The sequence below is a fragment of the Streptomyces sp. NPDC058812 genome, from assembly GCF_042744565.1.
Taxonomy (GTDB): Bacteria; Actinomycetota; Actinomycetes; order Streptomycetales; family Streptomycetaceae; genus Streptomyces; species Streptomyces thinghirensis.
In genome coordinates this window covers 273,769-295,885 of sequence record NZ_JBHYOB010000009.1, presented here as the reverse complement: position 1 = coordinate 295,885, position 22,117 = coordinate 273,769, and the positions used below count along the sequence as shown (strand labels likewise).

Here is a 22,117-nt window from a genome sequence, read left to right as displayed (position 1 = left end):
TCGTACCGACCACCCGCCCGACTAGGCCTGAGCAGGCGTTTCACTCTCCCCGGCGAAGCCGAGAACGCTGGGACGAGAAGCCGGGGACGCCCCCGCCCCCTCACTCCCCGCACCGACTCCACCGCCCCTCCGCTCGACCAACTGCCGTACGAGCCCGACCAGCTCGGCGGGCTCGAAGGGCTTGGAGAGGAAGGCGTCAACCCCGGCATCGAACCCGGCCTCGACCTCGTACTGCGTACAGGCACTGACGATGGCGAGCGGAAGGTCCCGCGTACGCGGATCGGCACGCAGCCGGGCGGCGGTCCTGAGCCCGTCCAGCCGGGGCATGACCACGTCCAGCGTGACGACGTCGGGCCGCACCTGATGGACGACATCAAGACACTCGGCACCATCGGCCGCGGTCACGACCTCGAAGCCCTCCAGCTCGAGATTGACCCTGATCAGCTGCCGGATGACCTTGTTGTCGTCCACAACAAGAACCCGGCCAGACGCCCTAGGCACAACTCGAGAGTAGGTCCGGACCGGCCACCGCGTCCGGGTTTTCCCCACTTCCACCCCGTGCGGGGGGACAACGCCCCCTCGGCTGACGCCCCGGGAGGCGGCACGACCCGCGAAAACCCGTTCATGACCACTCCGGGGGAGCTGGTAGTGTTCTACCCGTCGCCGCGAGCAACACCGAACGCGACCGACACGCCCCCGTAGCTCAGGGGATAGAGCAACGGCCTCCGGAGCCGTGTGCGCAGGTTCGAATCCTGCCGGGGGCACACTGTGTAAGTGTGCCCAAGACCCCGTCACCAGCGGAAACGCTGAGGCCGGGGTCTTCGCGTATGTGCAGGCGTGTGCCTGCCCAGTACGGGCTGCAGCTCGTCGATCGGGGCGTTTCAGTCGTGCCAGAGCGTCCTGATGTGGTCCGCCTGCGCCGTGCCCTGCCGTCGCCCCTCCCGGGCCGCGCCCGGGGTGCGGGCGGCGTCCAGGGGGTTGCGGCCGAAGGCGCGGCGGGCTTGGCGGTCGGGGGTCACGAGGGTGGCTCGGGTGCCGTTCGAGACGAGGGTCCGCACCTGGGTCACCACGCTCGGGCTCGCTCCCGCCGCCTTGGGGATGGGTGCCAGTACGACGACCCGCGCGCAGTCGTCGACCAGGTCGGCGTTGGTCGTGGAACGTATGCCGCCGTCCATCCAGCGGCCCGTGCCGATGGTGATCGGCGGGAAGAGGGGTGGCAGTGCGCAGGTGGCCGACATCGCGTGCAGGAGGTCGACGTCGCTGTCGGCGGTGAAGGCCGTCGGCTCGCCGGTGAGGGCGTCGACGGCGAAGAGACGTATGGGCTTCTGCGGCCAGGTGCGGGTCGGGAGTTGAGGGCCGATGGCTTCGAAGACCTCGGCCTCCGGGACGTCGCGCACGGTGAGGGCCAGTCGGCCGATGCGTTTGATCACCGTCTTCGGGTCGCGTGAACCCAGCGCGGCCCACAGGTACTTGACCGTCATCGCGAAGGTGAAGTCCACGTCCAGCATGGCCCGTTTGCGCTCGACCTGCTCCGCGTACAGGTCGGCCGGGGCCGATCCGCCCGCCAGGTCCAGCGCCAGCAGTGAGCCTGCCGACGTGCCGGCGAGGACGTCGGCGCCCGCGAGGTCCACCCCGGCGTCGGCCAGTCCCGCCAGTACGCCGATCTGCCACGCGTAGGCGGTCAGACCTCCTCCGCCCAGCACCAGTGCCGTGTCCGCCATGCCCGCCCCTCCCGAACACCAAGTAACGGGGAGTACTCCCCGGTTAGTCTTCCAGCGAGACGCTAGCAGGTAACCGGGGAGTGGTCCACGCTTGGTGGTGGGCCGGGCAGGGCCGCCGTCATGTCACGTCCGTGCCAGGACCGTCCTCACGACTTGGCGCAGCATCGACTCCGGGTCCGGGGCCGGGCCCGGGGAGCGCCACGCCACGAAGCCGTCGGGGCGGACGAGGACCGCGCCGCCGCGGGTCACTCCGTGGGCCTTCGCCCAGTCGGTGTCGTCGTCCGGGGTCAGGTCGGCCTCCGGTGTTCCGCCCACGCGGTACGACTTCAGCGGGACCCGCATGGCGGCCGCCAGGTGCGTCGCCGCCTCGTGCCAACCGGTGGGCTGCGCCGCGTCGCTGAGCAGGACCAGGGAGTCCTCGTAGAGGTCGAGGGTGGAGACGGCGCGGGCGGCGTCGTCGCCGGTCCGGCGGAGCCAGAGGTGAGGGGCTCGGCTGCCGGGGGCGCCGGTGAGGTCCAGGCTCTCGGGGACCACCGGCGCTCCCGGGTCGGCGCCGACGACCGCGCCCTGGGGGTAGCGGTAGCCGAGGGCGACGTTGAGGATGCCGCGCTGCGGGCCGCCGCCGGCGGGGCCGCCTTCACCGCGGCCTCCGCGCGGGCCGCCACCACCCGTGTCGCCGCCGCGGCCGCTACCGGGGGCACCATCAGGGCCGCCGCCCCGGCCGCCACCGGGGCCGCCAGCAGGGCCGCTACCGGGGCCGCCAGCAGGGCCGCCGCCCGACCCCCCGCCCGGACCGCCGCCCAGACCACCCCCGAGCCCACCGACCCCGCCGCCGCCAAGCCCCGGCGGTGGCGCGAAGCCCGGGTGGCTGTGTTCCACCGAGCGGGCCGCGGCGCGGGCGCTGGTGGCCTCCGCGACCGGGCGGCGTTCCGCGTCGTAGGTGTCCAGGAGGCCGTCGCCCGCCCAGCCCTCCAGGACCGCGGCGAGTTTCCAGGCGAGGTTGTGGGCGTCCTGGATGCCGGTGTTGGAGCCGAAGGCGCCGGTGGGGGACATCTCGTGGGCCGAGTCGCCGGCCAGGAGGACGCGGCCGGAGCGGTAGCTGCGGGCGACGCGCTGGGCGGCGTGCCAGGGGGCCCGGCCGGTGATCTCGATGTCGAGGTCCGGGTCGCCGACGGCACGGCGGATGTGGGCCGCGCAGCGGTCGTCGGTGAAGTCCTCGACCGTTTCGCCCTGTTCGGGGTGCCAGGGGGCGTGGAAGACCCAGTTCTCGCGGTTGTCGACCGGGAGCAGGGCGCCGTCCGCGTCCTCGCTGGTCAGGTAGCAGACGATGAAGCGGCGGTCGCCGACGACGTCGGCGAGGCGGCGGGAGCGGAAGGTGATGCTGATGTTGTGGAAGAGGTCGCCGGGGCCGCTCTGACCGATGCCGAGCTGCTCGCGGACGGGGCTGCGGGGGCCGTCGGCGGCGACCAGGTAGTCCGCGCGGATGGTGGTGTGCTCGCCGGTCTCCCGGCTCTTCACGATCGCCGTGACGCCGTCGGTGTCGGCCTCGAAGGACAGCAGTTCCGTGCCGAAGCGCAGGTCGCCGCCGAGGTTCGTGGCGTGGGTGAGGAGTTCCGGTTCCAGGTCGTTCTGGCTGCACAGGCACCAGGAGCTGGGGCTGAGGCGGGCCGGCCCGCCTCCCGCGTCGATCTGCTTGAACAGCCACTCCCCCGCGTCGCCGACCAGTGTGGGCGTCTGCAGGATGCCGTGGTTGTCGGCCAGGGTGGCGGCGGCCTTCCGGATGTCCGGCTCGGTGCCGGCCACCCGGAAGATCTCCATCGTGCGGACGTTGTTGCCGCGCCCGCGGGGGTGGATGGAGGTGCCGGCGTGACGCTCCACCAGGGTGTGCCGGACGCCCAGCCGCCCCAGGAACACCGAGGTGGACAGGCCCACCAGGGATCCGCCGACGATGAGGACCGGGACGCGGTGGGTCCCGCCCCCGGGGGCGGCTGCGCCGGACCGGTCGGCTCTTTCGTTCATTGTCGTTCGTCCTCCGTATGTCGGGCCGGCGTCGCGTGACTCGCCCCGCGGCAGGTGTGCGCCGGGGCCTCATGCATGCCCCGTACGGCCCGCCGAGGCCCGCGGCGGCTCAGGCTTCACCCGCTTAACCCTCCTGGTTCGCGGTCCCCGCGGGCACGGCACACGATCGTGCTTACGCGACCGTCGCAACCCCGCCGGCCTGGCGCGCGCCGCGACGATCGCCCCCCAGTCCACGAGGAAGATCCCCGGAGAAGAGGTGGGCCGGATGACGGTCTCTCCCGTCGTAGCGACGGATGCCGTGTCGGCGGATGCCCTGGCCACGGACGCGACGGACACCACGGCGGCACCGGCCGCCGTGTCCACGGACGCGGGCGGCGTGTCGATATCCGCGTTCGACGGATCCCGTGTGCGGGTCGTCCTGATGCTGGACATCCACGACGGAATGCAGCAGGAGTTCCTGGACGCCTACGAGCGCATCCGCGACCGGGTCGCCGCCGTACCGGGACACGTCAGCGACCAGCTGTGCCAGTCCCTGGAGAACCCCACCCAGTGGCTCCTCACGAGCGAGTGGGAAAGCGCGGCGCCCTTTCTGGCCTGGGTCAACAGCGACGAGCACCTGGACACCGTCGAACCCCTCCAGGACTGCGTCCGCGACACCCGCTCCCTGCGCTACAGCGTTCTTCGGGAGACCGTCGGCGAACCGGCCTCGTCCGCCTCGCCCGCAGCGGCCGGCGAGCCGCTGCGGTCCGCTCCCCGGATCGGGGGCAACGTCGTACGCCACGCCCTGACCTTCACCGTACGGCCCGGCAGCGAGGCCGAGGTCGCCCGGCTGCTGTCCGACTACGCGTCGCCCGAGGCCCGTGTCGACGACTCCACGCGGCTGTTGCGCACCTCGCTCTTCCTGCACGGCAACCGGGTCGTACGGGCCGTCGAGGTGCGGGGGGACCTGCAGGCCGCGCTGCGTCATGTCGCCCGGCAGCCCGGGGTGCGGGCCGTCGAGGAGGCCCTGAACCCGCATCTGGAGCAGGACCGGGACCTTCGGGACCCGCAGTCCGCCCGTCGGTTCTTCACCCGGGCCGCCATGCCCGCCGTCCACCACGTGGCGTCCCGCGGCCGGACCGACGCGCGCACGCGGCGGCTCGCGCTGCTCTACCCGGTGCGGGCCGGCGCCGGTCCGGAACTGGCCCGGCTGCTGGCCCGCCAGGACGCGTCCGCCACGCACGCCCCGGACAGTCCGGTCCTCGCCGCCACCGTCTTCCACCGCGACGACCTCGTCGTACGGCTCGTCGACGTGGCCGGTGACCCGGACGACGCACCGGCGTTCGTCCTGGGCCTGCAGGTGTCCGCCGACGCCTCCGGAACCGCCGGGGTCGCCGTGGCCGAGCGGCTGCTGGACACCGCCGCCCTCGGCGTCGACGGGCCTCTGACGGAGGCCCGCACGCTGGCGCAGCTGCTCGCGCGGGCCCGTATGACGCCCCTGACCGACCGGCGCTCGCCCGCCTCCTGAACCACGCGACCACCCACCCGAACCACGCGGCCGAACCAAGCGGCCGGCCGGGCCCGACGCCGTGCCCGACGCCGTGCCCGCCGGGCCGCGCGGGTCTTCCCGACCGCGCCCACCGCCTCCCGTCACCTCGGAGTGAACGACATGACAGACCAGCAGGTACGCATCGTCTCTCTCGGCGACATCGCGCCGAACCGCCGCCGCGGCGGAGACCTCCGCGCCCTTCTCACGCCCACCACCGCCGGGTCGACCAGTGGCTTCATGGGCGTGGCCATCGTGCAGCCCGGCGACCGCATCGCCGAGCACTACCACCCGTACTCCGAGGAGTTCGTGTACGTCACCGAGGGCGGGCTGGAGGTGGACCTGGACGGGGTGCCGCACTCCCTCGCCACCGGGCAGGGGCTGCTGATCCCGCAGGACATGCGCCACCGCTTCCGCAACGTCGGTGACGTCGAGGCGCGCCTCGTCTTCCACCTGGGGCCGCTGGCCCCGCGGCCGGAGCTCGGCCACGTCGACACCGAGGACGCGGCGGGCAACGCCCTCCCCCAGGGTGACCACGCGGGACGCGCCGGGCACGAGCGTCCCGCCACCGCGGCCGAGGCGGTGTCATGACCCGGCGTCGGGTGGCCGTCACGGGCATAGGCGTCGTCGCCCCGGGCGGGATCGGCGTGCCCCAGTTCTGGGGCCTGCTGTCCGACGGCCGTACGGCGACGCGCCGCATCTCCCTGTTCGACCCGGCCGGGCTGCGTTCGCAGATCGCCGCCGAGTGCGACTTCGAACCGTCCGAGCACGGGCTGGACCTCGCCACGGTCCAGCGGTGCGACCGGTACGTGCAGTTCGCGCTCGTCGCCGCCACCGAGGCGGTGCGGGACGCGAACCTCGACATGGCGCGGGAGGACCCCTGGCGGGCCGGCGCCACGCTCGGCACGGCGGTCGGCGGCACCACCCGGCTGGAGCACGACTACGTCCTCGTCAGCGAGCGCGGCTCGCGGTGGGACGTGGACGACCGGCGGGCCGAGCCGCACCTGGAGCGCGCCTTCACCCCGGCGACGCTGTCGTCGGCCGTGGCCGAGGAGTTCGGCGTGCACGGGCCGGTGCAGACGGTGTCCACCGGGTGCACGTCCGGCCTGGACGCGGTGGGGTACGCCTATCACGCAGTCGCCGAGGGACGCGTCGACGTGTGCCTGGCGGGCGCGGCGGACTCGCCGATATCGCCGATCACCATGGCCTGCTTCGACGCGATCAAGGCGACCTCGCCCAACAACGACGACCCCGCGCACGCCTCCCGCCCCTTCGACGCCGACCGCAACGGCTTCGTCATGGGCGAGGGCGCCGCGGTGCTGGTCCTGGAGGACCTGGAGCACGCCCGGGGCCGTGGCGCGAACGTGTACTGCGAGATCTCCGGCTACGCCACCTTCGGCAACGCCTACCACATGACCGGGCTCACCAAGGAGGGCCTGGAGATGGCGCGGGCCATCGACACCGCGCTCGACATGGCGGAGCTGGACGGGTCCGCCATCGACTACGTGAACGCCCACGGCTCCGGCACCCAGCAGAACGACCGGCACGAGACCGCGGCCGTCAAACGCTCGCTGGGCGAGCACGCCTACGCGACACCGATGAGCTCGATCAAGTCCATGGTCGGCCACTCGCTCGGTGCGATCGGCTCGATCGAGCTGGCCGCGTGCGTGCTGGCGATGGCCCACCAGGTGGTGCCGCCCACGGCCAACTACACGACCCCCGACCCCGAGTGCGACCTGGACTACGTGCCGCGCGAGGCACGGGAGCGGACGCTGCGGCACGTGCTGTCGGTGGGCAGCGGCTTCGGCGGCTTCCAGTCCGCCGTCGTACTGAGCGGTTCCGAAGGAGGGCTGCGATGAGCGGACCACAACGGGCCAGGCGCCATCAGCAGGACGGAAGCAGGCGTGCGGTCGTCACCGGACTGGGCGTGGTGTCCCCGCACGGCATCGGGGTCGAGGCGTTCTGGAAGGCGGTCGCGGACGGCACCAGCAGCCTCGGGCCCGTCACCCGGGAGGGCTGCGAGCACCTGCCCTTGCGGGTCGCGGGCGAGGTACGCGGCTTCGACGCGGCCGAGACGGTCGAGGGGCGTTACCTCGTCCAGACCGACCGGTTCACGCACTTCGCCCTGTCCGCCACCCAACTGGCCCTGGACGACGCGCGTTTCGGCCGTGCCGACGTCGAGTCGCCGTTTTCGGTCGGCGTGGTCACCGCCGCGGGGTCGGGCGGCGGCGAGTTCGGGCAGCGGGAGCTGCAGAACCTGTGGGGCCAGGGGTCCAGGCATGTCGGCCCCTACCAGTCGATCGCCTGGTTCTACGCGGCCAGCACCGGCCAGATCTCCATCCGCAACGACTTCAAGGGCCCCTGCGGGGTCGTGGCCGCCGACGAGGCGGGCGGTCTGGACGCCTTGGCGCATGCCGCGCTGGCCGTACGGAACGGCACCGACACGGTGGTCTGCGGCGCGACGGAGGCGCCGCTCGCCCCGTACTCGATCGTCTGCCAGCTGGGCTACCCGGAGCTGAGCCGGGCCACCGAAGCCGACCGTGCCTACCGCCCGTTCACCGGCGCGGCCTGCGGGTTCGCGCCGGCCGAGGGCGGTGCCGTACTCGTGGTGGAGGAGGCGGGGGCGGCCCGGGACCGCGGCGCGGAGGTGCGGGCGACGGTGGCCGGGCACGCGGCGACCTTCACCGGCCCGTCCCGCTGGGCGGAGTCCCGGCAGGGGCTGGCCCACGCGATCGAGGGCGCGCTGGCCGAGGCGGGTTGCCGGCCCGAGGAGGTCGACGTGGTGTTCGCGGACGCCCTCGGTGTCCCGGAGGCCGACCGGGCCGAGGCCCTGGCCCTCGCCGACGCGCTCGGCCCGCACGCGCGGCGCGTGCCGGTCACCGCGCCCAAGACCGGCACCGGACGGGCGTACTGCGCGGCACCGGTGCTGGATGTGGCGACGGCGGTGCTGGCCATGGAGCACGGGCTGGTCCCGCCCACCCCGCACGTGTTCGACGTGTGCCACGACCTGGACGTGGTGGCCGGCCGGGCCCGCCCCGCCGAGCCGCGCACGGCCCTGATCCTCGGCCGCGGGCTCATGGGCTCCAACTCGGCGCTCGTCCTGCGGCAGGGCGACGCCGCGCCGTCCGCGGACCGATGACCGACCCGACCAACGCCGACCCCGACCGAGCGCCGCTTCCGGGCGAGCGCCGACCCGAGTCAAGGAGGACACCCATGACCGACCAACTGGACTACCAGGTGACCGTCGAGGAGCTGGCCGCGCTGATGAAGCGCACCGCCGGCGTGCACGTCGACCCGGTCACCCTCCAGCAGCAGGCGGACGCCGGTTTCGACACGTTCGGCCTGGACTCCCTCGGCCTGCTGGGCATCGTGGCCGAGCTGGAGAAGCGGTACGGGCTGGGCCTGCCGGAGCAGGCCGAGCGCTGCAAGACGCCCGCGGATTTCCTCGCGCTGATCAACGGCACCCTGAAGACGGGAGTGTGACATGGCAGGCCACACCGACAACGAGATCACCATCGCCGCCCCGATGGAGCTGGTCTGGGACATGACCAACGACATCGACGACTGGCCCCGGCTGTTCAGCGAGTACGCCTCCGTGGACGTACTCGACCGCGACGGCGACCGCGTCACGTTCCGGCTCACGATGCACCCGGACGCGGACGGCAAGGTGTGGAGCTGGGTCTCCGAGCGCGTCGCCGACCCGACGACCCGCACCGTCCGCGCCCACCGGGTGGAGACCGGCCCCTTCCAGTACATGAACATCGTCTGGGAGTACACCGAGACCGCCGACGGCACGCGGATGCGCTGGATCCAGGACTTCGCGATGAAGCCGGACGCGCCCGTGGACGACGCCTGGATGACGGACAACATCAACCGCAACTCGCGTACGCAGATGGCCCTGATCCGGGACCGGATCGAGCAGGCCGCGGGCGAGCGGCGGACCGCCTCGGTGCTCGCCGACTGACACCGCGAACCGAACGGCGCCGGCGAACCGGACAACACCGGCGAACGGCCCCGCCGAACCGAACGACACCGACGGAGGGCATCTCCCCATGCACCACACCCTGATCGTCGCCCGGATGGCACCGGGCGCGGCGCCGGACATCGCGAAGGTGTTCGCCGAGTCCGACAGCGGCGAGCTGCCGCACCTGGTGGGCGTCAACCGGCGCAGTCTCTTCGAGTTCGGTGACGGCGTGTACCTGCACCTCATCGAGAGCGACGAGGATCCGGCCCCCACCATCGGCAGGCTGACCACGCATCCGGAGTTCCGCCAGGTCAGCGAGCGGCTCGAACCGTACGTCTCGGCGTACGACCCGGCGACCTGGCGCGGTCCGAAGGACGCGATGGCGCGCTGCTTCTACCGCTGGGAGCGGACCGCCGTCGGCTGACGGCCCGTCGTCTCCCCCACCGCGTCGGGGTCGCCCAGCTTCCGTGGGCGGCCCCGACGCACGTGTGCGCGTACGACGGAACGATCGCTCGCGGACCTTCCGGGACACCGAAGGGTTGTACCACCGGAACCGAACACTCGTGTGAGAAGCCCCACCCGGGGTCCTGTGACGTTTTCGCACGTCCTTCCGCTTTGATCTTGGGGGCACAAAAGCACACAGGAGTCCACTGTGCGCACCCCGCCGACCAGCAGAGAGGACGCACACCGTGGGCCGATCCACAGCCCGCCGGTCCAGCCGGAGAGCCGTGTCGAACGGTGCCGGGCGCAGGTCCCGCGCCCGGAGACGGAAACGCCGCGGCCCCGCCCGCGTCGTCCTGGCCGGCCTGACCTTCGGGGCCGTACTGCTCGCGGCGGGCGCCGCCGTCGCGTACTGGCGGGACACCCGGCCCCCGGTGACGGACGACCAGGTGGCCGATGTCGCCGACGCCCTGGACGCCGCCGAGCGCACGGCCGCCCCGGACACCACCGGCGGGACGCCGTCCGTGTCGCCGAGCCCCTCCGTGTCGCCGTCGGCGAAGGCCTCCCCCTCGCCTTCGTCCTCGCCATCCCCCTCCCCCTCCACCATCGCCATTCCCGCCACCGGCCCCGGCACCTTCGTCACCGCCGAGGCCGACGGCACGACCGTGGGCACCGGCAGCCGCGTGCGCCGGTACAAGGTCCTGGTCGAGGAGGGCATCGACATCCGGCCGGGCGCCGCCGCGGCCGAGATATCCGACGTGCTCGCCGACCGCCGCGGCTGGACCACGGACGGGACCAACTCCTTCCGGCTGGTCAGCTCGGGCTCGTACGACTTCGTGGTGAAGATCGCCACGCCGGGCACCGTCGACGAGATCTGCGGCGCCTACGGCCTGCTCACCCGGGGCGAGGTGAACTGCGCGGTCGGCACGGACGTCGTGGTGAACCTCAAGCGCTGGGTACTGGGCTCGCCGCAGTTCGACGGCCCGATCGGCGACTACCGGGCGCTGATCATCAACCACGAGGTGGGTCACCGCATCGGCCACGGCCACGAGACCTGCCCCGGTCCCGGGCTGCCGGCCCCGGCGATGATGCAGCAGATCAAGGGCCTCAAGGGGTGCGTCGCCAACGCCTGGCCCTACGACCGCGACGGCGAGTACCTGGGCGGGCCCTCGGTCTCCTGAGCACTCGGCCGAGGGCTCCTGAGCACTCGGTGGAGGTCTCCAGGGCACTCGGTCGAGCGCCCGGCGGGAGCGTTCGGCGGACGGTTCGCGGGACAGCCGGTGGGGCGAGGGGTGATGATCGGCCCATGACCACCACTCCGCGTTTCGACCCCCGCGCCCTGCTGGCGGAGAGCCGGCTCGGCGTGCTCGCGACGATCAAGTCGGACGGCCGCCCGCAGCTCTCCCCCGTCATGCCCGCCTACGACCCGGAGGCCGGCGTCATCCGCGTCTCGACCCGCGAGGGACTGGCCAAGACGGCGAACCTGCGCCGGGACCCGCGGGCCACTCTGGAGGTGACCGCCCCGGACGGCAGGTCCTGGGCCACGGCCGAGGGCGTCGCGACCCTCACCGGGCCGGGCGTCGACCCGCACGGACCGGAGGTGGAGGCGCTGGTGGAGTACTACCGCGCCGCCGCCGGGGAGCACCCTGACTGGGACGAGTACCGGATGACGATGGTGTCCGACCGCCGGGTGCTGCTCACGATGACGGTGGAGCGCGTGTACGGGGCCGACATCGGCTGAACCGGCGCGGGTCGGCTGGCCGGAAGATTTGTGCCCCGGCGGTGATAGATCCGCCCGCCGTTTCCGTACCTCCTGGCGAACGAGTACGAGTCGAGTACGTCGAGTGCGAGTCGCTCGCGTCGCCCCTGGAGGCATCATGCGCCTGTCCCGCAGCAGGATCGGAGTCGTCGTCCTGTTCGGTGCGATGACCCTGACCCTCACCGCGCTGGCCTTCCCGGCCATGCTCGGTCTGGACAAGGCCGACGGCAACCAGGACCGGGTCATCGCCGGCACCAGGTTCGGGCCGCTCACCGAGGCCGACCGTGACTTCGTGGTCAAGGTCCGGGCCGCCGGGCTGTGGGAGTACCCGCTGGGCGAGATCGTGATGGAGCGCGGTACGTCGAAGGCGATGAAGACGGCCGGCGAGCACCTGGTCGTCGGCCACGCCGGTCTTGACGCGATGTGCCGCGAGATCTCTCCCGAGCTGGGCATCACGCTGCCCAACCGGGCCTCCCCGCAACAGGAGGACTTCGTGGCGACGGTGAAGTCCAAGAGCGGCGAGGAGTTCGACTCGTCGGCGGTCAACATCATGCGGGTGACCCACGGTCAGATCTTCCCGGCGATCGCCAAGATCCGGGCCACCACCAAGAACACGCTGGTGCGCCAGCTGGCCGACCTGGCCAACGACACCGTGCTGGACCACATCACGGTGCTGGAGAAGACCGGGCTGGTCGAGTACGACCAGGTCACCTTCCAGCAGACCGGACCGGCGAAGCTGCCGAGGGAGAAGGTCACCCCGCCCCCGCCGCAGCCGGGCGAGCGGGTGCTGGTGCTCAAGCCGCGGCCCGACCTGAACGTGAACACGGCCTCCCCGACGCCCACCCCCTCACCGGCGGCCCCGTGACCGCTGAACGTGTCAGGCGTCCCGGGCCGCGGTGACGTCCGCGGCCCAGCCGAGCGGATGCGGCTGAGGGTCGTCCGGTGCCGGGGCGAGGGGCTCGCCGCCCGCCTCGCTGAAGGCGGTGAGCGCCTCGACCAGCGCCGCCCGCTGGCCCGGCGCGAGCCGTTCGACGATCGCGGCGACCTCGGCGCGGCGCCGGGCGCTGACGTTCGCGACGGTGCGCCGGCCCTCTTCGGTGAGCCGGAGAAGGGTCTCGCGCCGGTTGTCGGGGTTGGTCTGCCGGTCGGCGAGCCCGGCCGAGATCAGCCGGTCGACCATGCGCATCGCCGTCGACGGGGCGACCTGGAGGTGGTCGGCGAGCGCGACGAGCTTGGTCGCGCCTCTCGTGGAGAGCACCATCAGCATCCGGAACTGGGGCAGCGTCACCCCTTCCTCCACTTCGGCGAGCGACCGCGCGGAGACGGCCACCAGCAGTCGCGACGCGGCCAGCACGGCCTTGGTGACCGCGTCGACATCGTCCAGGCCCCCGACGGGCATCTCACGCTCCGGCATGTGTCCTTTCTACCGCGCCGAAGTCCCTGCTCACTCACCTGATCAGAAGGCGGAACGGGCGGAACGGGGGGGCCGGAGGGGCCGCACGGCGACCGGACCGGCGCAAAAGGAGCAGCGAGCACTGCCCGTCCACCTTTTCCCTGTGCAAAGGTGGAGGCGGAGTCCCGAGTCAGGAGGGCGGGAATGGCACGCACGGACACGACACCCCGCCGGCCCCGGCCGCCCGCCGGCCTGCGGCGCGCCGCAGCGCGGCTGCCGATCCTCCTCTTCCGCGGGGGGCTCGGCCCCCTTCTCGGCAAGCGGCTGCTTCTGCTGCACCACACCGGCCGGATCAGCGGCCGTGACCGCCGGGTCGTCCTCGAAGTGGTCTCCTACGACGACTCCCACGGCTCCGATGACTCCGGTGGGCCGCACGGACGGAGTTGGACGGTCGCCTCCGGCTTCGGCCCGGAGGCGGACTGGTACCGGAACCTCCGGCAGCAGCCCAAGACGGTCATCCAGTTCGGCAACCGCCACCACGCCGTCACCGCCCACTTCCTGCCCGCCGAGGAGGGCGCCGGGATCATGGCGGAGTACGCCCGGCGGCACCCGGGAACCGCCCGGCGCCTTTGCGCGTTCATGGGATTGGCGGTGGACGGCGGCGAGGCGTCGTTCCGTGAGGCCGGACGGGCCATCCCGTTCGTGCGGCTGGTCGCGGCGGACGGAGACCGCCGACCATGACCACCGGGCCACGGGATCGGCGGCGGGCGGGAAAGGACGGCCGGAGCCCCTGGCGATCTCATTTTGCACTGTGCAATGATCCAGCGGGGGGCCGGTCTGCGGCCGCCTGCCGTACGGCGCCCAGGAGTGACACCGAAACGGTGCTGCGGCACAGGACGGCACACCGACCGTCGGCGGGCTCCCCTCCCGCACCCACTCCCGCCCGGCCGCCGTACGGGCCGAAGAAGAGAGGAAGAGCGGGATCATGACCGCTTCCGGGCCGGACAGCGGCGCGACGCCGGACCAGCCGGACCAGCCCGGCGGTACGCCGTCCGTGCCTGAGTACGTCTGGCGGCAGTTCCTGGAGGACGACGAGCGCGCCATCCGCGCCTCCGCCCTCATCAGGGAACCCGCCGCACGGGACCGGACACCCGGTTGGCGCCCGCCGCCCCCGGACGGCACGGACACGGACGCACCCGCGGGCCGTCCGTCCGGCGTGGTCGGCGAGTTGTGGCACCCGGAGGATCCATGGACCGGACCGGCCTGGCGTGCGCTGGACGGCCGTGCCCGGATCCGGCGGGTCGGCCGGGTGATCGGCACGGCCGCCGCGGTCGCCCTCGCCCTGACCGCGTGGTCGCAGCTGTCCACCGGCCCCGGCACCCCGGGCGGCGGACCGGCCGAGACGATCGGGCAGCACCTGGAGGAGAGCCCCGTCCTGCCCACCGCCGCCTCTTCGGCACCGACGGCCTCGGGCGACGCGAGCCCCGCGGTCTTCGAGCCCGCACCGTCCGCCGTTCCCCGGGCGTCCTCCTCCTGGGCCGTCAACTGACGCGTACGCGTGCTCCGCTCGTGCCGGGCGGCGTCAGGCGCTGCGCTTGCGCGGCGGCGTCTTCTTGGCGGTGCTCTTGGCGGGCGCGCTCTTGCCGGTCGTCTTCTTGGCGGTGCTCCTGGCCGCCGTCTCCTTCCCCGGCCGCGCGGACTTCGCCGTCGACTTGCCGGCGGCGGAGGCCGTCGTCTTCTTCGCCTCCGTCTTCTTCGCCTCCGTCTTCTTCGCCTCCGTCTTCGTCGCCGCTGTCCTCCTCGCCGCTGTCTTCGTCGCCGTCGAGGTCGACTTCTTGCCGCCGGCCTCCTTGGGGGTCCGCCGGGACGGCGTGCGCTGCGGCAGGGTCCTGACCTCGGCCTCCTCGGCCGGCCCGGCGCCTTGCCCGCCCCGTGTCTCCCGTGCTGCCCGCACGCTGCTCTCCAGCGCGGCCATCAGGTCCAGCACCTTCCCGGGCGCGGCCTCCTCGCGGGTCTCCGGGGGCGTCTCGCCGGCGGCCTTCGCGGCGATGACCTGCTCCAGCGCCTCGCGGTACTCGTCGTGCAGGTCGTCCAGGTCGATCTCGCCGAGCGTGTCCATCAGGGCGTCCGCGAGGTCCAGCTCCTGGTCGCGGACGGTGACACCGGCGTCCGGGGCGACGCCCTCGGGGGCCCGCACCTCGTCCGGCCACAGCAGGCCGTGCATCGCGATGGCGTCGCCGACGACCCGGAGCATGCCGAGGCGCTCACGGCCCCGCAGGGCGAACTTGGCGATGGCGACCCGGTTGCTGCGCCCCAGCGCCTCGCGCAGCAGTGTGTACGGCTTGGCGGCGGGCGCGCCGCTCGCCGCGAGGTAGTACGCGGAGCCCATCTGGAGCGGGTCGATGCGCTCCTCGGGCACGAAGGCCACGATCTCGATCGTCCGTGCGGTCGGGATCGGCAGGTGGGACAGGTCCTCGTCGGTGATCGGGATCATCGAGCCGTCGGCGTCCTCGTAGGCCTTGCCGATCTCGTCCTGGCCGACCTCGCGGTCCTCCAGCTCGCAGACCTTGCGGTAGCGGATGCGGCCGCCGTCCTCCGTGTGGATCTGGCGGAAGGAGACCGAGTGGCTCTCGGTCGCGTTCACCAGCTTGACGGGGATGCTGACCAGGCCGAAGGAGATGGCGCCGTTCCAGATGGATCGCACGTGCAGCACCCTTTCCAGCTTTCCAGTCGGTCGACTGCCGGAGGACGACGGGGCGGTTCATCCCTGTTTCTCTGTTTCGTGAGATTCTCATGGTATGGCGCCTATCACAGAGGTGGAGGGGCGACGGGTCGCCCTCAGCAACCTGGACAAGGTGCTGTATCCCGCGACCGGCCTCACCAAGGGCGAGCTGCTGCACTACTACGCGACGACCGCCGAGGTGCTGCTGCCGCACCTGCGGGACCGGCCGGTGTCCTTCCTGCGGTACCCGGACGGTCCGGACGGCCAGGTGTTCTTCACCAAGAACGTGCCGCCGGGTACGCCCGACTGGGTCACCACCGCCGAGGTGCCCCGCTCGGAGGGGCCGGCGCGGATGGTGCTGGTACAGGACCTGGCGTCCCTGATGTGGGCGGCGAACCTGGTGACCGAGTTCCACACGCACCAGTGGACCGCGGACGATCCCGACGAGGCCGACCGGCTGGTGTTCGACCTCGACCCCGGACCGCCCGCGACCGTCGTGCACTGCTGCGAGGTCGCGCTGTGGTTGCGGGAGCGGCTGGCGGCGGACGGGATCGAGGCGTACGCCAAGACGTCCGGAGCGAAGGGGCTCCACCTGCTGGCGGGAGTGCGGGGAGCGTCGTCGGAGCGGGTGTCGGAGTACGCGAAGACGCTGGCGACGGAGGCGGAGCGGGCCCTGCCGCGGCTGGTGGTGTACCAGATGACGCGCAGTCTGCGGCCGGGGAAGGTGTTCGTCGACTGGAGCCAGAACGCGGCCCGCAAGACCACGGCCGCTCCGTACACGATGCGGGCCCGGTCCGTACCGGCGGTCTCCACGCCGGTGACCTGGGACGAGGTGGCCGGGTGCCGGCGGGCGGAGCAGTTCGTCTTCCGGGCGGAGGACGTCGGTCCGCGGGTGCGGGACCACGGCGACCTGCTGGCGCCGCTGTTCGAGCGGCGGCGGGCGGCGGCCCTCCCCTGACGCGCGACGGCTCTCAGATGACGCGCGACGGCCCTCAGACGCGCGTCCAGGTGGCGCGGTCCCGGGCCATGGCGTGCAGGGCTTCCACGTCCGCCGGTTTCAGCATCCCGCCCAGGCGGGCCAGGTCCGGCAGCTCCGCGTCCGCGAGCACGCGGACCGAGCGGGGCGGGGCGGTGACGGTCACGTTCGCCGGATCGACGAGGACGAGGACGGGGTGCACCTCGGCCGTCAGGGCGTAGGAGGCCCGGTCGGCGTCGGCGCGGACCCGGCGCAGCAAGGGAAACGGTTCGCGGCGGCCCAGCGCGACCAGGGGGTCGGTGATGTGCACCCGCTGCCTGCGGGCGGACAGCACGTGGAGGGCGAAGAGACCGCCGGGGCCGATCACCAGGTGGTGGACGCGGTCGCCGCCGGGCAGCGGGACGGAGTGCAGGGTCTGCCAGCCGGCGCCGTCGAGGCGGTCGAGGGCCGCCCCCGTCGTCTGCTCGGCCGCCAGCGCCCGGCGACGTGGGTCGGGCCGCAGCCGGTGCGCCGGACCGGGGTCGCGTTCCAGGGCGACCAGGAGCGCCTCGCCGGGCCGGTTGGGGGCGAGGTCGTCGTCCGGGTGGAGGGAGAGCCGGGCCAGCTCGGCGGGGGTCGGGACCGGGGGCGGGCCGACCGTGACCGGGCCGGTGAGGAAGGGACCCAGCGCTTCGAGGACCTCGTCCTCGCGGTCGTCGCTCAGCAGGTTCACCCGGGACGCCTCACGGTCGTACCAGGCGACGTTCCCGCCGTCCGGGAGGCAGACGTACAGCCGTTCCTGACCGTGCCGCCAGGTCGGTATGACGCGCAGTCCGTTCATGCACCATCACCCCACGACCATGGGAACAGGCGGGGTGCTGCGGGGGCAAGAACCCGGTTACCTTTGGGAGGAGTTGGGCAGGCCCTCGGGCGGGATGGGGAGGCACCGTTGCGTACCCGTGGGAAGGGAGCGGACGTCCCGGCTCCGGGCAGGCCGTGGGACGAGATCGCGCCGGGCCTGTGGATGGGCGGGCACGAGTTCCAGGGGCCGGTCGGCAGGCGGGAGTCCGTCGTCGTCCGGAACGAGTTCGATCTGGTGCAGACTCTGCTGCGGCTGCCCGGACACGGGCCGGACGATGGCGTCGAGCACCATGTGTGGCCGATCCCCGACGGCCCCCTCGACGGGACGCAGCTCGCGGGGGTGATCCGGCTGGCGGAGGCCGCGGGCGAGGCGCTGGACGCGGGCCGCAAGGTCCTCGTCCGCTGTTACCACGGGTACAACCGCTCTGGTCTCGTCGTGGCCCACACGCTGATGCGCCGGGGCGGCACCGCCGAGGAGGCGGTCCGGCTGATCCGGTCCCGGCGCTCGCCGTGGGCGCTGCACAACGACCTGTTCGTGGAGTACCTGCGGGCCGGCCTGGTCACCGCGCGGCTGCTGGAGGAGCTGGCCGAGTAGCCCGGCACACCTCCACGCACACAAAATGGACTTCCGTCCGAATAAGGTGTACCGGATCACCGATGCCGATCACCTGATGACACCAGATGAACGAACCCCAGGAGTGCAGTGCTCCCGAGCCGCCGCGGGCACCCCGCCCGCGTCCCCGCCGTCCTCGCGCTGCTCCTGGCGGCCGCGGCGGCCGGGGCGCTGACCGCCTGCGGTGACTCGGGCGGGCTGCGGAGCGCGGGCGTGACGCCTGCCGCGCAGAGCCCGGCCCGGCTCTGGCCCGACCTGACGCCGGCGTCGAGTCCGGCCTACGACATCGGCGAGGTGGACAACGAGGTCGTCAAGGGCGTCGCCGTGCCCGGCGGCGACATCCGCGAGGCCGACCCGGTGGCCGCCGTGCGGGCCGAGATCACCGCGCACCCGGACGACTACGAGGGCGGCAAGGCGCCGTACCGCGAGACGGCCCGCCGGATGGCGGACTGCGGCCCGGCCGGCGTCGACGGTGAGCGCGGCCGGTGCCCGGTGCTCAGGCCGTACTACCGCGACCTGACCGGCGACGGCCGCCCCGAGATGGCCCTGGGCTTCCGTCTGCTGCCCGAGAAGCTGACCGCCGTGCGCGTCTACACGGTCGAGAAGGACCGGCTCGTGCGGGTCATGTCCTACGACGACGCGGTGAGCGCGGTCGAGCTGGCCGGGCGGACGGTGATCGTCCGGTCGCCCTCGGAGGTCGCGGGCTACGAGTACCGGCTCCAGTGGACGTGGGACCCCGACCAGCGGGCCATGCTCCTCACGAGCGACGAGATGCTGCGCACGGACGACGGCGGAAAGCACACGAAGCGTCCGTCCGCCTCCCCGTCCACGTCCCCGTCCGCGTCCCCGTCAGCGAGCGCCCGGTGAGACTCGCCCTCCCCCGGTGGACCGGCCCGCTCGCGGTGAGGGCCGCCGTCTTCATCACCGTGATGTGCTGCGCGCTCGCCGCGCTGCTCGGGGTCCTGGTGCACGTCTCGGTCACCAACCAGACCGTGGGCCAGGCCCGCGACGTCGCCCTGTCCCGGCTTGGGGAGGCGACGGAGGCGTACGAGGCCGGGGACCCGCTGCGGCGGGGCGCCGGCGTCGATCCGCCGGGGCTGCCGGAGCGGCTGCGGGAGCTGGCCGCCTCGGGCCGGCGCGGCACCATGGTCGCCGAGCACGACGGGCGCCCCACGATGTGGGCGGCGGGCCCCGCCGACGGCGGCCGGGCGCTCGCGGTGCGGGTCGACCACTCCCAGGGCGAGCGCACCATCGACGGCCTGGACGGCGCCATCGTGTGGTCGTCGGCGCTGGCGATCGGGGCGACGCTGCTGGTCGGCGCGTTCGCCGTGACACGGGTGACAAGGCGGCTGCACACCACGGCGCGGGTGGCACGGCGGATCAGCGCGGGTGACCTGGACGCGCGCGTCGGCGATCCCCGTGCGCAGGACCCGACGCGTCCGCAGGACGAGGTGGCCTCGGTCGCCGCCGCGCTGGACTCCATGGCCTCGTCGCTGCAGGGCAAGCTGCTCGCCGAGCAGCGGTTCACCGCGGACGTGGCGCACGAGCTGCGCACCCCCCTCACCGGCCTGCACGCGGCGGCGGAGCTGCTGCCGCCGGGCCGCCCGACCGAGCTGGTGCGGGACCGGGTGGCCGCCCTGCGCACGCTCACCGAGGACCTGCTGGAGATCTCCCGGCTGGAGAGCGGACGGGAGCGGCTGGAGGTGGACCCGGAGGCGCTGGGCGCGCTGGCCGGGCGGGTCGTCCGGGGCTCCGGCACCGACACGCGTGTCGACCTCGTGAGGGACACGCGGGTGGAGACCGACCGGCGGCGACTGGAGCGGGTGCTCGGCAACCTGGTCGCGAACGCGCACCGGCACGGGCGGGCGCCGGTGGTGCTGACCGTCGACGGGCCGGTGATCACCGTGCGGGACCACGGGGACGGCTATCCGGAGTACCTCCTCGCCCACGGGCCGCAGCGGTTCCGCACCGAGGGCGGCACGAAGGGGCACGGCCTCGGGCTGACGATCGCCCTGGGGCAGGCGGAGGTGCTCGGCGCGCGGCTGGAGTTCACGAACCCGCCGGACGGCGGGGCGCTGGCGACCCTGACCCTGCCTCAGCAGCCCTGACGGTGCCCGGCGGACCGGCCGGTTCCCCGATGGCTCAGTGCGGCGGGCGGTCCGTACCGGGCGCTCCTAATGTGGCGGTTAGTCACCTGAAGACCCGTTCGCTCCCGGGAGGAACTCCCATGTCCCTGCTGTCCGCACACTCCTCGCGCTCACCACTCCTGCGCGGCCTCGCCACCGCCGTCGCCGCCGGCGCGCTCGCCACGGCCGTCGCCGTCACGCCCGCCGTCGCGAACGACGAATGGGGTGGCGGGGACTCCGGTTCCGGCAGCGCCACCGCCGGCCCCTCCGGAGGCAACGGCGGCGGGAACGGCGGCGACCAGTGGGGCGGCGGGAACGACGGCCGCCAGGAGCAGGGCAGCTACCGGGGTGTCGTCACGGCCGACCGGCTCGCCCTGCGCACCTCGCCGACGCGCGGCGGAGAGGTCATCCGGTACGCCCACCGGGGCGAGACCGTCCGCATCTACTGCAAGACCCCCGGCGACAAGGTGAAGGGCAACCCCCTCTGGTACCTCCTCACGGACGGCACCTGGGCCTGGGGCCCGGCCCGTTACATCGACAACATCGGCCCCGCGCCGCGCTGGTGCTGATGCGGACGACTCACACACCACACTATTTAGGTAAGTTCCGGACATGACCAAGGCCGGAACCGGAACCGGAATCACCGTGGCACAGGCGGACGCGCCCGCCCCCGTCCCCCGCCTCCCCCGGCGCCGTGGCGTCGAACTCACGCTGATCCTCATGGCCGTCCTGCTGTCGGTGTTCGGCTACTGCAACGTCGGTCTCGCCCAGCACGGCACCCTCCCTCCCGGCGCCGCCGGTTACGGCGCCGGGCTCGGCGTGCTCGCGCTCCTCGCCCATCTGGCGGTACGGCTGCGCGCCCCCTGGGCCGACCCGCTCCTGCTGCCCATCGGGGTGCTGCTCAACGGCCTCGGCCTGGTCCTGATCTACCGGCTCGACCTGGAGACGCCGGGCGACCGGGCGGCCCCCACCCAGCTGGTGTGGTCGACGCTGGGCGTAGGACTGTTCATCGTGGTCGTCCTACTCCTGCGCGACCACCGCGTGCTCCAGCGCTACGCCTACGTCTGCGTCGCCGCCGCGCTTGTCCTGCTCACCGTGCCGATCTTCTTCCCGGCCGTGAACGGCGCCCGCATCTGGATCCGGATCGAGGGCTTCTCCATCCAGCCCGGCGAGTTCGCCAAGGTCCTCCTCGCCGTGTTCTTCGCCGCCTACCTGGCCGCCAACCGCAGCGCGCTGGCGTACGCGGGCCGCCGCGTGTGGCGCCTCCAGCTCCCCACCGGCCGCGTCCTCGGCCCGATCGTGGCGGTGTGGCTGGTCAGCGTCGGCGTCCTGGTCCTGGAGCGCGACCTCGGCACCTCGCTGCTGTTCTTCGGTCTGTTCGTGGTCCTGCTCTACGTCGCCACCGGCCGCACCGGCTGGATCGCCGTCGGCCTGCTGCTGGCCTCGCTGGGCGCGGTCGCCGTCGGCTGGCTGGAGCCGCACGTGCACAGCAGGGTGGAGGACTGGCTGCACCCCTTCGCGTCGATCGAGGCGGGTCAGGGGCCCAACCAGCTGGCCCAGTCGCTGTTCGCCTTCGCGGCGGGCGGGGTGACCGGCACGGGCCTGGGCCTCGGCCACTCCATCCTGATCGGGTTCGCCGTCAAGTCCGACTTCATCCTGGCGACCGCGGGCGAGGAGCTGGGCTTCCTCGGTCTGACCGCGATCTTCCTGCTGTACGCGCTGCTGGTGGAGCGCGGCTACCGGGCGGGCCTCGCCGCGCGCGATCCCTTCGGCCGGCTGCTCGCGGTCGGCCTCTCCTCGATCGTGGCGCTCCAGGTGTTCGTCATCGCGGGCGGGGTGACCGGACTGATTCCGCTGACCGGCATGGCGATGCCGTTCCTGGCCCAGGGCGGCTCCTCGGTCGTCACCAACTGGGCCATCGTCGCGCTGCTGATCCGGGTCAGCCACGCGGCCCGCAGCCAGGCCGGACAGGCCGGTCCGGCCGACGGGCGGGTGGCGCCGTGAGAGCCGAGCAGCTC

The 22,117-nt window shown here is 73.2% G+C and carries 24 protein-coding genes and 1 tRNA gene; 19 read left to right on the top strand and 6 right to left on the bottom strand.

The annotated features are described in order from the left end of the window. Window positions 1-21: 21 nt before the first annotated feature. The gene (locus ACFW48_RS21095; RefSeq protein WP_386316717.1) at window positions 22-549 is read right to left on the bottom strand and encodes a response regulator; all 528 of its coding nucleotides are present in this window, start codon (window positions 547-549) and stop codon (window positions 22-24) included. Between the two features lie 143 nt (window positions 550-692). Here ACFW48_RS21095 and ACFW48_RS21090 point away from each other — a divergent pair. Continuing rightward, window positions 693-764: transfer RNA gene (locus tag ACFW48_RS21090), tRNA-Arg, on the top strand. 117 nt (window positions 765-881) lie between these two features. Here the strand turns inward: ACFW48_RS21090 and ACFW48_RS21085 are convergent. Both ACFW48_RS21085 and ACFW48_RS21080 read right to left on the bottom strand, forming a co-directional pair. Next, entirely contained in the window at window positions 882-1,721 is an 840-nt protein-coding gene (locus tag ACFW48_RS21085) for a patatin-like phospholipase family protein (protein ID WP_386316716.1), read from the bottom strand. A gap of 123 nt (window positions 1,722-1,844) precedes the next feature. Continuing rightward, entirely contained in the window at window positions 1,845-3,740 is a 1,896-nt protein-coding gene (locus tag ACFW48_RS21080) for an FAD-dependent oxidoreductase (protein ID WP_386316714.1), read from the bottom strand. A 265-nt stretch (window positions 3,741-4,005) separates the two neighbouring features. Between ACFW48_RS21080 and ACFW48_RS21075 the strand changes: the two genes are divergently transcribed. The 10 genes from ACFW48_RS21075 to ACFW48_RS21030 all read left to right on the top strand — a co-directional run bounded on the left by ACFW48_RS21075 (window position 4,006) and on the right by ACFW48_RS21030 (window position 12,294). Then, window positions 4,006-5,247, top strand: coding sequence for a SchA/CurD-like domain-containing protein (locus ACFW48_RS21075; RefSeq protein ID WP_386316712.1), 1,242 nt, complete (start codon window positions 4,006-4,008; stop codon window positions 5,245-5,247). A 141-nt stretch (window positions 5,248-5,388) separates the two neighbouring features. Beyond that, a complete protein-coding gene (locus ACFW48_RS21070; protein WP_386316710.1) occupies window positions 5,389-5,856 on the top strand; it encodes a cupin domain-containing protein in 468 nt (155 codons plus the stop codon). After that, window positions 5,853-7,124 carry a beta-ketoacyl-[acyl-carrier-protein] synthase family protein gene (locus ACFW48_RS21065; RefSeq protein ID WP_386316708.1) on the top strand — a complete coding sequence of 424 codons (1,272 nt, stop codon included), beginning with the start codon at window positions 5,853-5,855 and terminating at the stop codon, window positions 7,122-7,124. The genes ACFW48_RS21070 and ACFW48_RS21065 overlap by 4 nt, the downstream gene beginning before the upstream one ends. After that, window positions 7,121-8,404: a ketosynthase chain-length factor gene (locus tag ACFW48_RS21060; protein ID WP_386316706.1), complete on the top strand. Its 1,284-nt coding sequence runs from the start codon at window positions 7,121-7,123 to the stop codon at window positions 8,402-8,404. Before ACFW48_RS21065 ends, ACFW48_RS21060 begins: the two co-directional genes overlap by 4 nt. Window positions 8,405-8,478: 74 nt before the next feature. Next, on the top strand, window positions 8,479-8,748 hold the full coding sequence (locus ACFW48_RS21055; RefSeq protein ID WP_386316704.1) for an acyl carrier protein: 270 nt from the start codon (window positions 8,479-8,481) through the stop codon (window positions 8,746-8,748). 1 nt (window position 8,749) lies between these two features. Continuing rightward, complete coding sequence (locus ACFW48_RS21050; protein ID WP_386316702.1) at window positions 8,750-9,229, top strand: SRPBCC family protein; 480 nt, start codon at window positions 8,750-8,752, stop codon at window positions 9,227-9,229. Window positions 9,230-9,317: 88 nt separating this feature from the next. Further along, window positions 9,318-9,653 (top strand): TcmI family type II polyketide cyclase, encoded by a 336-nt coding sequence (locus ACFW48_RS21045; protein ID WP_386316701.1) that lies wholly within the window; start codon window positions 9,318-9,320, stop codon window positions 9,651-9,653. Between the two features lie 265 nt (window positions 9,654-9,918). Further along, a complete protein-coding gene (locus tag ACFW48_RS21040) occupies window positions 9,919-10,851 on the top strand; it encodes a DUF3152 domain-containing protein (protein WP_386316699.1) in 933 nt (310 codons plus the stop codon). A 125-nt stretch (window positions 10,852-10,976) separates the two neighbouring features. After that, window positions 10,977-11,411: a PPOX class F420-dependent oxidoreductase gene (locus tag ACFW48_RS21035; protein WP_386316697.1), complete on the top strand. Its 435-nt coding sequence runs from the start codon at window positions 10,977-10,979 to the stop codon at window positions 11,409-11,411. 136 nt (window positions 11,412-11,547) lie between these two features. Next, entirely contained in the window at window positions 11,548-12,294 is a 747-nt protein-coding gene (locus ACFW48_RS21030) for a DUF4142 domain-containing protein (protein WP_386316695.1), read from the top strand. Between the two features lie 12 nt (window positions 12,295-12,306). Here ACFW48_RS21030 and ACFW48_RS21025 read toward each other — a convergent pair whose 3' ends face one another. After that, window positions 12,307-12,843 carry a MarR family winged helix-turn-helix transcriptional regulator gene (locus tag ACFW48_RS21025; protein ID WP_386316693.1) on the bottom strand — a complete coding sequence of 179 codons (537 nt, stop codon included), beginning with the start codon at window positions 12,841-12,843 and terminating at the stop codon, window positions 12,307-12,309. Window positions 12,844-13,026: 183 nt separating this feature from the next. On the opposite strand from ACFW48_RS21025, the gene ACFW48_RS21020 reads away from it, so the two are divergent. Both ACFW48_RS21020 and ACFW48_RS21015 read left to right on the top strand, forming a co-directional pair. Next, window positions 13,027-13,563 carry a nitroreductase family deazaflavin-dependent oxidoreductase gene (locus tag ACFW48_RS21020; RefSeq protein ID WP_386316691.1) on the top strand — a complete coding sequence of 179 codons (537 nt, stop codon included), beginning with the start codon at window positions 13,027-13,029 and terminating at the stop codon, window positions 13,561-13,563. Between the two features lie 244 nt (window positions 13,564-13,807). Further along, on the top strand, window positions 13,808-14,371 hold the full coding sequence (locus ACFW48_RS21015) for a hypothetical protein (protein ID WP_386316689.1): 564 nt from the start codon (window positions 13,808-13,810) through the stop codon (window positions 14,369-14,371). A 33-nt stretch (window positions 14,372-14,404) separates the two neighbouring features. Here the strand turns inward: ACFW48_RS21015 and ACFW48_RS21010 are convergent, their stop codons facing one another. Next, on the bottom strand, window positions 14,405-15,526 hold the full coding sequence (locus ACFW48_RS21010; RefSeq protein ID WP_386316687.1) for a Ku protein: 1,122 nt from the start codon (window positions 15,524-15,526) through the stop codon (window positions 14,405-14,407). A 94-nt stretch (window positions 15,527-15,620) separates the two neighbouring features. On the opposite strand from ACFW48_RS21010, the gene ligD reads away from it, so the two are divergent. Further along, entirely contained in the window at window positions 15,621-16,502 is an 882-nt protein-coding gene (gene ligD, locus ACFW48_RS21005) for a non-homologous end-joining DNA ligase (protein ID WP_386316685.1), read from the top strand. Between the two features lie 34 nt (window positions 16,503-16,536). On the opposite strand, the gene ACFW48_RS21000 is transcribed toward ligD, so the two are convergent. Further along, complete coding sequence (locus tag ACFW48_RS21000) at window positions 16,537-17,340, bottom strand: nuclease-related domain-containing protein (RefSeq protein ID WP_386316683.1); 804 nt, start codon at window positions 17,338-17,340, stop codon at window positions 16,537-16,539. Window positions 17,341-17,448: 108 nt separating this feature from the next. Between ACFW48_RS21000 and ACFW48_RS20995 the strand changes: the two genes are divergently transcribed. The 5 genes from ACFW48_RS20995 to ACFW48_RS20975 all read left to right on the top strand — a co-directional run bounded on the left by ACFW48_RS20995 (window position 17,449) and on the right by ACFW48_RS20975 (window position 22,103). Next, window positions 17,449-17,955 carry a dual specificity protein phosphatase family protein gene (locus ACFW48_RS20995; protein WP_386316681.1) on the top strand — a complete coding sequence of 169 codons (507 nt, stop codon included), beginning with the start codon at window positions 17,449-17,451 and terminating at the stop codon, window positions 17,953-17,955. A 108-nt stretch (window positions 17,956-18,063) separates the two neighbouring features. Next, the gene (locus ACFW48_RS20990; RefSeq protein ID WP_386316680.1) at window positions 18,064-18,840 is read left to right on the top strand and encodes a hypothetical protein; all 777 of its coding nucleotides are present in this window, start codon (window positions 18,064-18,066) and stop codon (window positions 18,838-18,840) included. Then, window positions 18,837-20,081 carry an ATP-binding protein gene (locus tag ACFW48_RS20985; RefSeq protein WP_386316678.1) on the top strand — a complete coding sequence of 415 codons (1,245 nt, stop codon included), beginning with the start codon at window positions 18,837-18,839 and terminating at the stop codon, window positions 20,079-20,081. The genes ACFW48_RS20990 and ACFW48_RS20985 overlap by 4 nt, the downstream gene beginning before the upstream one ends. 119 nt (window positions 20,082-20,200) lie before the next feature. Beyond that, complete coding sequence (locus ACFW48_RS20980; protein WP_386316676.1) at window positions 20,201-20,668, top strand: SH3 domain-containing protein; 468 nt, start codon at window positions 20,201-20,203, stop codon at window positions 20,666-20,668. Between the two features lie 43 nt (window positions 20,669-20,711). Beyond that, window positions 20,712-22,103, top strand: coding sequence for an FtsW/RodA/SpoVE family cell cycle protein (locus tag ACFW48_RS20975; protein ID WP_386316674.1), 1,392 nt, complete (start codon window positions 20,712-20,714; stop codon window positions 22,101-22,103). Window positions 22,104-22,117: the final 14 nt, after the last annotated feature.